Here is a 7,864-nt window from a genome sequence, read left to right on the forward strand (position 1 = left end):
GCCGCGCCCCCCGCGGCCTGCGCGCCTGCACCAGCGGCCTGCGCGCGGGCGGCCTGCGCCTGCATCGCGCGCTGCAGCATCGCCTGCTGCTCTTCCTTGGAGATCGGCCGCACCTGCGCCAGCTTCTCGGTCACCTCGGCGCGCAGCCCGTCGAGCAGCCCCTCGAACAACTGGAAGCTCTCGGTCTTGTACTCGTTGAGCGGATCGCGCTGCGCATAGCCACGGAAGCCCACGACGGAGCGCAGATGTTCGAGCATCAAGAGATGCTCGCGCCACTTGGCGTCGATGGTCTGCAAGAGCACCTGCTTTTCGATGCTCTTCATGGTCTCGGGGCCGAAAGCCTCGGTCTTTTCGGCCATCAGCTTGTCGGAGGCCTCTTCGAGCCGCTCGCGGATCACCGCGTCGTCCACGCCCTCTTCCTGCGCCCATTTCATCACCGGCACATCGACGCCGAGCCGCTGGATCGCCTGGGCATAGAGCCCTTCGGTGTCCCACTGGTCGGCATAGGCCTTGGGTGGGATATGGGTGGCGACGAGATCCTCGATCACCTGGTGGCGCATGTCGGCGACGATCTCGGAAAGGTCCTGCGCCTCCATGATCTCGCGGCGCTGGGAGAAGATCACCTTGCGCTGCTCGTTCATCACGTCGTCGTATTTCAGGAGCTGCTTGCGGATGTCGAAGTTGCGCCCCTCGACCTTGGCCTGCGCGCGCTCCAGCGACTTGTTCACCCAAGGGTGCACGATCGCCTCGCCTTCCTTCATGCCCAAGCCCGCAAGCACCTTTTCAAGACGCTCGGAGCCGAAGATCCGCATCAGGTCGTCTTCGAGCGACAGATAGAACGACGAGCGGCCCGGATCGCCCTGACGGCCCGAGCGGCCGCGCAGCTGGTTGTCGATGCGGCGGCTTTCGTGGCGCTCGGTGGCGAGCACGAAGAGCCCGCCCGCGTCGAGCACGGCCTGCTTCTCGTCGGCGTGCTCGGCCTCGATCCGCGCGCGGATCTCGTCGGGGTTGGCCTCGGGATCGGCGGCCAGCGCCTCGAGCACCTTCAGCTCGACGTTGCCGCCAAGCTGGATGTCGGTGCCGCGCCCGGCCATGTTGGTGGCGATGGTCACGGCGCCGATCTTGCCGGCATCGGCGATGATCTGCGCCTCCTGCTCGTGCTGGCGGGCGTTGAGCACGTTGTGCCTGATGCCCTCCTTTTCGAGCATCTGACTCAGCACCTCGGATTTCTCGATCGAGGTGGTGCCGACGAGGATCGGCTGGCGCTTTTCATGCGCTTCCTTGATCGCCTTGACCACGCCCTCGAACTTCTCGCGGGCGGTGCGGTAGACCTGATCGTGCTCGTCGATCCGCTGGATCGGGCGGTTGGTCGGCACCTCCACCACGCCAAGGCGGTAGATCTCGAAGAATTCATCGGCCTCGGTCAGCGCCGTGCCGGTCATGCCGGCGAGCTTGTCGTAGAGGCGGAAGTAGTTCTGGAAGGTGACGCTGGCCAGCGTCACGTTCTCGGGCTGGATCTCCAGCTCCTCCTTGGCCTCGATCGCCTGGTGCAGCCCGTCCGACAGGCGGCGGCCCTGCATCATGCGGCCGGTGAACTCGTCGATCAGCACCGCCTGCCCGTCTCGGACGATGTAGTCCTTGTCGCGGGTGAAGAGCTTGTGCGCGCGAAGCCCCTGGTTGACGTGGTGCACGATGGTCGTGCTCTCGGGGTCGTAGAGCGTCTGGCCTTCGGGCAGGATGTCAAGCGCCTGCAGACGGGCCTCGAGGAATTCGTTGCCCTCGTCGGTATAGGTGACCGAGCGGGTCTTTTCGTCGAGCGTGTAATGCTCGTCGGTGAGGTCGGGGATCACCCGGTCGATGGTGCGGTAGAGATCCGAGCGGTCCTCGCTCGGGCCCGAGATGATCAGCGGCGTGCGCGCCTCGTCGATCAGGATGCTGTCCGTCTCGTCGACGATCGCGAAATTGTGGCCGCGCTGGTTCATCTGTGCGAGCTCGGACTTCATGTTGTCGCGCAGGTAGTCGAAGCCCAACTCGTTGTTGGTCGCATAGGTGATGTCGGCGGCGTAGGCGCCCTTCTTCTCGGCCTCGGGCTGCTGCGGATAGACCACGCCCGTGGTGAGACCCAGCGCGCCATAGACCTTGCTCATCCATTCGGCGTCGCGCTTGGCGAGGTAGTCGTTGACGGTGACGACATGCACGCCCTTGCCCGACAGCCCGTTGAGATAGGCCGGGAAGGTCGCGACGAGCGTCTTGCCCTCGCCGGTCTTCATTTCGGCGATGTTGCCCTGGTGCAGGAAGATGCCACCCATCAGCTGCGTGTCGAAGGCGCGCAGCCCCAGCGCACGGCGCGCGGCCTCGCGGCAGTTGGCGAAGGCTTCGGGAAGCAGGTGATCGAGGCTCTCGCCCTTTTCGATCCGCTCCTTGAATTCCGCGGTCTTGGCCTTGAGCCCCTCGTCGTCGAGCGCCTGGAACTCGGGCTCGAGCGCGTTGATCTTCTCGATCAGCGGTCGCGTGGACTTGATCTTGCGGTCGTTCGGTGTGCCGAAGACCTTCTTGGCCAGCGATCCGATACCCAGCATTGGCGATTGTCTCCTGCCGTCGTGACTTGATCTGCAAGGAGGTCGCTTGTCGCCCCCGCATGTGGGGCATAGATAGGGCGCAAGTGCCGCCCTTTGCCAGCCCATCCGGCGATGTAAGGGGCGGGAGACCGAGTGTCAACGTCGCGCCCGGGACGCGGTCCCCGCGCGGCTTGAGGGAAGGAAACCACATGATCCGCACGCTGCCCGCCGCCGCCCTGATGGCCGGCCTCGCCTCGATGGCCTCCGCGCAGCAGGCCTCGGACGTCGTCGCCACCGTGAACGGCACCGAGATCACCCTGGGCGAGATGATCATCACCCGCAGCCAGCTGCCGCAGCAGTACCAGCAACTGCCGCCCGAAGCGCTGTTCCAGGGCATCCTCGATCAGCTCGTCCAGCAGCAGGTGCTGGCCGACACGCTGGACGAGACCCCGGCCCGGGTCGAATACGCGATCGAGAACCAGCGCCGCTCGCTGCTCGCGGGCGAGGCGATCAACGCGATGATGACCGAAGAGGTCTCGGACGAAGAGCTGCAGGCCGCCTATGACGAGGCCTTCGCCGATGCCGAGGCGACCAAGGAATACAACGCCAGCCACATCCTCGTGGAGACCGAGGAAGAGGCGCAAGCCGTGATGGAGCGGCTTGAGGCGGGCGAGGACTTCGCGGAGGTGGCCAAGGAGGTCTCGACCGATCCGGGCTCGGGCGCGCAGGGCGGCAGCCTCGGCTGGTTCGCCGATGGCATGATGGTCGCCCCGTTCCAGGAGGCGGTGGCATCGCTCGAAACGGGCGAGACCACCGAGACCCCGGTCGAGACGCAGTTCGGCTTTCACATCATCCGGCTCGACGACACCCGCACCCAGGAGGCGCCTAGCCTCGACGAGGTGCGCGAGGATCTCGCCAGCCAGATCCAGCAGGGCAAGATCGAGGAACGCCTGGCCGAGCTGGAAAGCGAAGCCGATGTGACCCGCCCCGAGGAAGGCGCGTTCGACCCGGCCGTGCTGACCGACCTCGGTCTGCTCGAAGAGGGCAACTGATCATGGCCGGTCCGGTCTCGCCCCTGGCGCCCGCCGCCTTTCCCGCCCTGCCCGAGATCGCGGGCGTGCGTTTCGCCTCCGTGGCCGCCGGGGTGCGATATGCGAACCGGACCGACGTGACGCTCGCCGAACTGGCAGCGGGCTCGGTGGTGGCGGGGGTGTTCACGCGCTCCTCCACCCGCTCGGCCCCCGTCCGCGACTGCGAGGCCAAGATCGGCGCACAGACCTCCCGCGCCGCGTTCCTGGTGAACTCCGGCAATTCCAATGCCTTCACCGGGCAGGCGGGCGAGCGCTCCGTGGCCGAAATCTGCGCCGCCGTGGCAGGCGCCACCGGCATAGACGCGGCCCGCGTCTTCACCTCCTCCACCGGGGTGATCGGCGAGCCGCTGCCGCATGACCGGATCGTGGCCAAGCTCGAAGAGCTGAATGCCGCGCTTGAGCCCTCGGGCATCGAGGGTGCCGCGCGCGCCATCATGACCACCGACACCTTCCCCAAGGGCGCGACCGAAACGGTCGAGATCGACGGCAAACCGGTGAAGATCGCCGGTATCGCCAAGGGCTCGGGCATGATCGCGCCCGACATGGCGACGATGCTGGTCTACATCTTCACCGATGCGAAGCACGATCAGCCCGCGCTGCAGGACCTGCTGCGCGAGATCACCGACCGGACCTTCAACTGCATCACCGTCGACAGCGACACCTCGACCTCCGACACGCTCTTGATGGCGGCGACCGGGGCCTCGGGCGTCGACGCCACCGGCAATGCCGATTTTGCGGCCGGGCTGGAGCGCGTCATGCTCGACCTCGCGCATCAGGTGGTGCGCGACGGCGAGGGCGCGACCAAGTTCGTCGAGATCCGCGTCACCGGCGCGGCCTCCGACACGGATGCCCGCAAGGTGGCGATGGCGACCGCCAATTCGCCGCTCGTGAAGACCGCGATCGCGGGTGAGGACCCCAACTGGGGCCGCGTCGTCATGGCGGTGGGTAAGTCCGGCGCCGAGGCCGACCGCGACCGGCTCACGATCCGCTTCGGCGAGATCCTCGTGGCCGAGAAGGGTTGGGTCAGTCCAGCCTACAGCGAGAAAAAGGCCGCCGCCTACATGAAGGGGCAGGAGATCGTCATTGCCGTCGATCTCGGGCTCGGCGCGGGCGAGGCCGTGGCCTGGACCTGCGACCTCACGCATCGCTACATCGAGATCAACGCCGACTACCGCTCGTGAAGATCGTCCTTGTTTCTGCCGTCGCCCTGATCGATGCCGATGGAAGGGTGCTGCTCGCGCAGCGCCCCGAGGGCAAGTCCATGGCCGGGCTGTGGGAGTTTCCGGGCGGCAAGGTCGAGCCGGGCGAAAGCCCGGAGGCGGCGCTGATCCGCGAGCTGCACGAGGAGCTGGGCATCGACACGCAGGAAAGCTGCCTCGCGCCGCTGACCTTTGCCAGCCATGCCTATGAGAGCTTTCATTTGCTGATGCCGCTCTTCGCCTGCCGCCGCTGGCAGGGCGCGGTGCAGGGCCGCGAGAATCAGGACCTCGCATGGGTGCGCCCGAACCGGCTGCGCGATTACCCGATGCCGCCGGCCGACCTGCCGCTCATTCCCGTATTGCGAGACTGGATCTAAGGAACGCACGACCTAGGCGATCCTGATGTCGCGACGTTCCGCGCGTTTGGTTCCAATCCGCCTCACAAACGCGTCACGTGGAATAGGTTGTTCACCAAATCGCTCTTATAATGGACTCACGCCAAAGCTGAGGAGTCCATCATGCTGCAAACCATCATCATCGGTAGCTGCATTTCGGTGCAGGGTCTTTTGGTCAAGCAACTCGAAAACGGCCGGATGCTGATCCGCGTCGGCGAACGCCTCTATGAGGGCCGCCCCGCCAATGGCCCGGTCGCGGCTGCCTGACGCCCTTTCGCGTAGAGAGTTTCACGAGTATCCGAACGCGAAAGGGACGGCTCATGCCGTCCCTTTTTTCCGTTCAGCGATGCGGCAGGCCGAGATTGCCGCGCGCCACCGCCTGCGACAGCCCGCCCGGACAGCTTCGGACCTCGCCCCGGCCACGCCAGACGGCGACGCCCCCTGAAGGCAAGGATGCAGCCCAAGCCCTGGGTCGGCTTCGCGCAGATGAAGCGGAAGACGGCCGGGGGTCGAACCGCTCCGGGTCGCCCGACGATCATCACCCGTTTCAGGCGCCGTGCCACGCAATGCGGAAGGCTCGCACGAAAAAGGGCGGCCCGAAGGCCGCCCTCTTGTCGCTCCACGGCGAAACCCGGATCAGAGCGACCGCTCGACCGATTCCCGCTCGAAGATCTCGATGACGTCGCCGGGGCGGATGTCCTCGTGGTTCTCGAAGGCCATGCCGCATTCCTGGCCCGACTGCACCTCGGACACTTCGTCCTTGAAGCGCTTAAGCGTCTTGAGCGTGCCTTCGTGGATGACCACGTTGTCGCGCAGCAGGCGGACGCCGGCAGAGCGGCGGGCGACGCCTTCGGTGACGAGGCAGCCCGCGACCTTGCCGACATTGGAGACCTTGAAGACCTCCTTGATGTTGGCATAGCCGATGAACTTCTCGCGGATCTCGTTCGACAGCAGGCCCGAGGCCGCCGCCTTCACGTCGTCCACGAGGTCGTAGATCACGCTGTAGTAGCGGATCTCGACGCCCTTCTGGTTCGCGGCCTGACGCGCGGGCGCGTTGGCCCGGACGTTGAAGCCGAAGACCGGCGCACCCGACGCCTCGGCAAGGCCGATGTCGCTTTCGGTGATCGCGCCGACGCCCGAATGCAGCACCCGGACCCGGACCTCGTCATTGCCGATCTTCTCCATCACCTGAACGATGGCTTCGGCCGAGCCCTGCACGTCCGACTTCACCACCACCGGCAGCTCCGAGACGTTCTGGTCGTCCTTGGCCTTGGCCATCAGCTGCTCGAGGGTCGTCGCGGCACCGGCGGCGGCGCGCTTTTCCTTGGCGGCGCTGGCACGGTACTCGGCGATCTCGCGGGCCTGCGCCTCGGTCTCGACGACGTTGAGCACGTCGCCCGCCTCGGGCGTGCCGTTGAGACCCAGCACCTCGACGGGGACCGAGGGACCGGCCTCCTCGACACGCTCGCCCTTGTCGTCCACCAGCGCGCGGACCTTGCCCCACTGCTCGCCCACGACGAAGATGTCGCCGCGCCTGAGCGTGCCGTTCTGCACAAGGACGGTCGCGACCGGGCCGCGGCCCACGTCGAGCTGCGCCTCGATCACGGCGCCCTGCGCCGGACGGTTCGGGTTGGCCTTGAGCTCGAGGATCTCGGATTGCAGCGCGATGGCTTCGAGCAGCTGGTCGAGACCCTTGCCGGAGATCGCCGACACCTCGACGTCCTGCACGTCGCCGGACATCTTTTCGACGATGACCTCGTGCTGGAGCAGGTCCGTGCGGACCTTGTCGGGGTTGGCCTCGTGCTTGTCGATCTTGTTGATCGCCACGATCATCGGCACCTTGGCGGCCTTGGCGTGGTTCAGCGCCTCGATGGTCTGCGGCATGACCGCATCATCGGCCGCGACCACCAGAACCACGATGTCCGTCACATGCGCGCCGCGGGCCCGCATCGAGGTGAAGGCGGCGTGGCCCGGCGTGTCGAGGAAGGTCAGCCGCGTGCCATTGGCCGCATCGACCTGGTAGGCGCCGATGTGCTGGGTGATGCCACCGGCCTCGCCCGAGACGACCTTGGTCTTGCGGATCGCATCCAGCAGCGAGGTCTTGCCGTGGTCGACATGGCCCATGACGGTGATGATCGGCGCGCGGTCCTGCAGGTCCTCGGGCTTGTCCTTGACCTGCTCGATCACCTGCTCGACGTCGGCATCCGAGACGCGGACAACGCGGTGGCCGAAATCCTCGATGATCAGCTCGGCGGTGTCGGCGTCGATCGACTGATTCTGCGTCGCCATGATGCCGTTGTTCATCAGCGACTTGACCACGTCGGCCACACGCTCGGCCATGCGATTGGCCAGTTCGCCCACGGTGATCATCTCGGGCAGCTGCACGTCGCGCGTCACCTTCTCGCGCTGGACGGGGCCGCCCATCGCCTTCTGGCGCGCCCGCTCCTGCTTGCGCTTCATCTGCGCCATGGAGCGCTGGCGTCCGCCCTCGCCCGACAGCGCCTGGTTCAGCGTCAGCTTGCCGGAGCGGCGGTTGTCGCCGCCGCCCTTGCCGGCGGGCTTGGCCTTCTTGTTGTCGGCGCGGTCGCGGTCGCCGGCCTTGCGCGGGCCGGAGCCGGGGC

The 7,864-nt window shown here is 66.7% G+C and carries 6 protein-coding genes; 4 read left to right on the top strand and 2 right to left on the bottom strand.

All coding sequences use genetic code 11. The features are described 5' to 3' along the window. Positions 1-2,579, bottom strand: a 2,579-nt coding sequence (gene secA, locus NHG85_RS09570; protein WP_253331828.1) for a preprotein translocase subunit SecA, incomplete at its 3' end; no start/stop codon positions are given. Between the two features lie 188 nt (positions 2,580-2,767). Here secA and NHG85_RS09575 point away from each other — a divergent pair. The 4 genes from NHG85_RS09575 (at position 2,768) to NHG85_RS09590 (ending at position 5,510) form a co-directional block, all read left to right on the top strand. Further along, complete coding sequence (locus tag NHG85_RS09575; protein ID WP_253331830.1) at positions 2,768-3,610, top strand: peptidylprolyl isomerase; 843 nt, start codon at positions 2,768-2,770, stop codon at positions 3,608-3,610. A 2-nt stretch (positions 3,611-3,612) separates the two neighbouring features. Beyond that, positions 3,613-4,830, top strand: coding sequence for a bifunctional glutamate N-acetyltransferase/amino-acid acetyltransferase ArgJ (gene argJ / locus NHG85_RS09580; protein ID WP_253331832.1), 1,218 nt, complete (start codon positions 3,613-3,615; stop codon positions 4,828-4,830). Beyond that, positions 4,827-5,225: a (deoxy)nucleoside triphosphate pyrophosphohydrolase gene (locus tag NHG85_RS09585; protein ID WP_253331834.1), complete on the top strand. Its 399-nt coding sequence runs from the start codon at positions 4,827-4,829 to the stop codon at positions 5,223-5,225. Before argJ ends, NHG85_RS09585 begins: the two co-directional genes overlap by 4 nt. A gap of 141 nt (positions 5,226-5,366) precedes the next feature. Further along, positions 5,367-5,510, top strand: coding sequence for a hypothetical protein (locus NHG85_RS09590; RefSeq protein WP_253331836.1), 144 nt, complete (start codon positions 5,367-5,369; stop codon positions 5,508-5,510). 369 nt (positions 5,511-5,879) lie between these two features. Here the strand turns inward: NHG85_RS09590 and infB are convergent. Continuing rightward, a partial coding sequence (gene infB / locus NHG85_RS09595; protein ID WP_253331838.1) for a translation initiation factor IF-2 occupies positions 5,880-7,864 on the bottom strand: 1,985 nt, incomplete at its 5' end.

The organism is Limimaricola litoreus (assembly GCF_024159025.1).
GTDB lineage: Bacteria > Pseudomonadota > Alphaproteobacteria > Rhodobacterales > Rhodobacteraceae > Limimaricola > Limimaricola litoreus.

Excerpts from the sequence above, each read along its gene's own strand:
- argJ (WP_253331832.1), top strand. The coding sequence starts at position 3,613 with ATGGCCGGTCCGGTCTCGCCCCTGGCGCCCGCCGCCTTTCCCGCCCTG.
- NHG85_RS09590 (WP_253331836.1), top strand. The coding sequence starts at position 5,367 with ATGCTGCAAACCATCATCATCGGTAGCTGCATTTCGGTGCAGGGTCTT.
- NHG85_RS09575 (WP_253331830.1), top strand. The coding sequence starts at position 2,768 with ATGATCCGCACGCTGCCCGCCGCCGCCCTGATGGCCGGCCTCGCCTCG.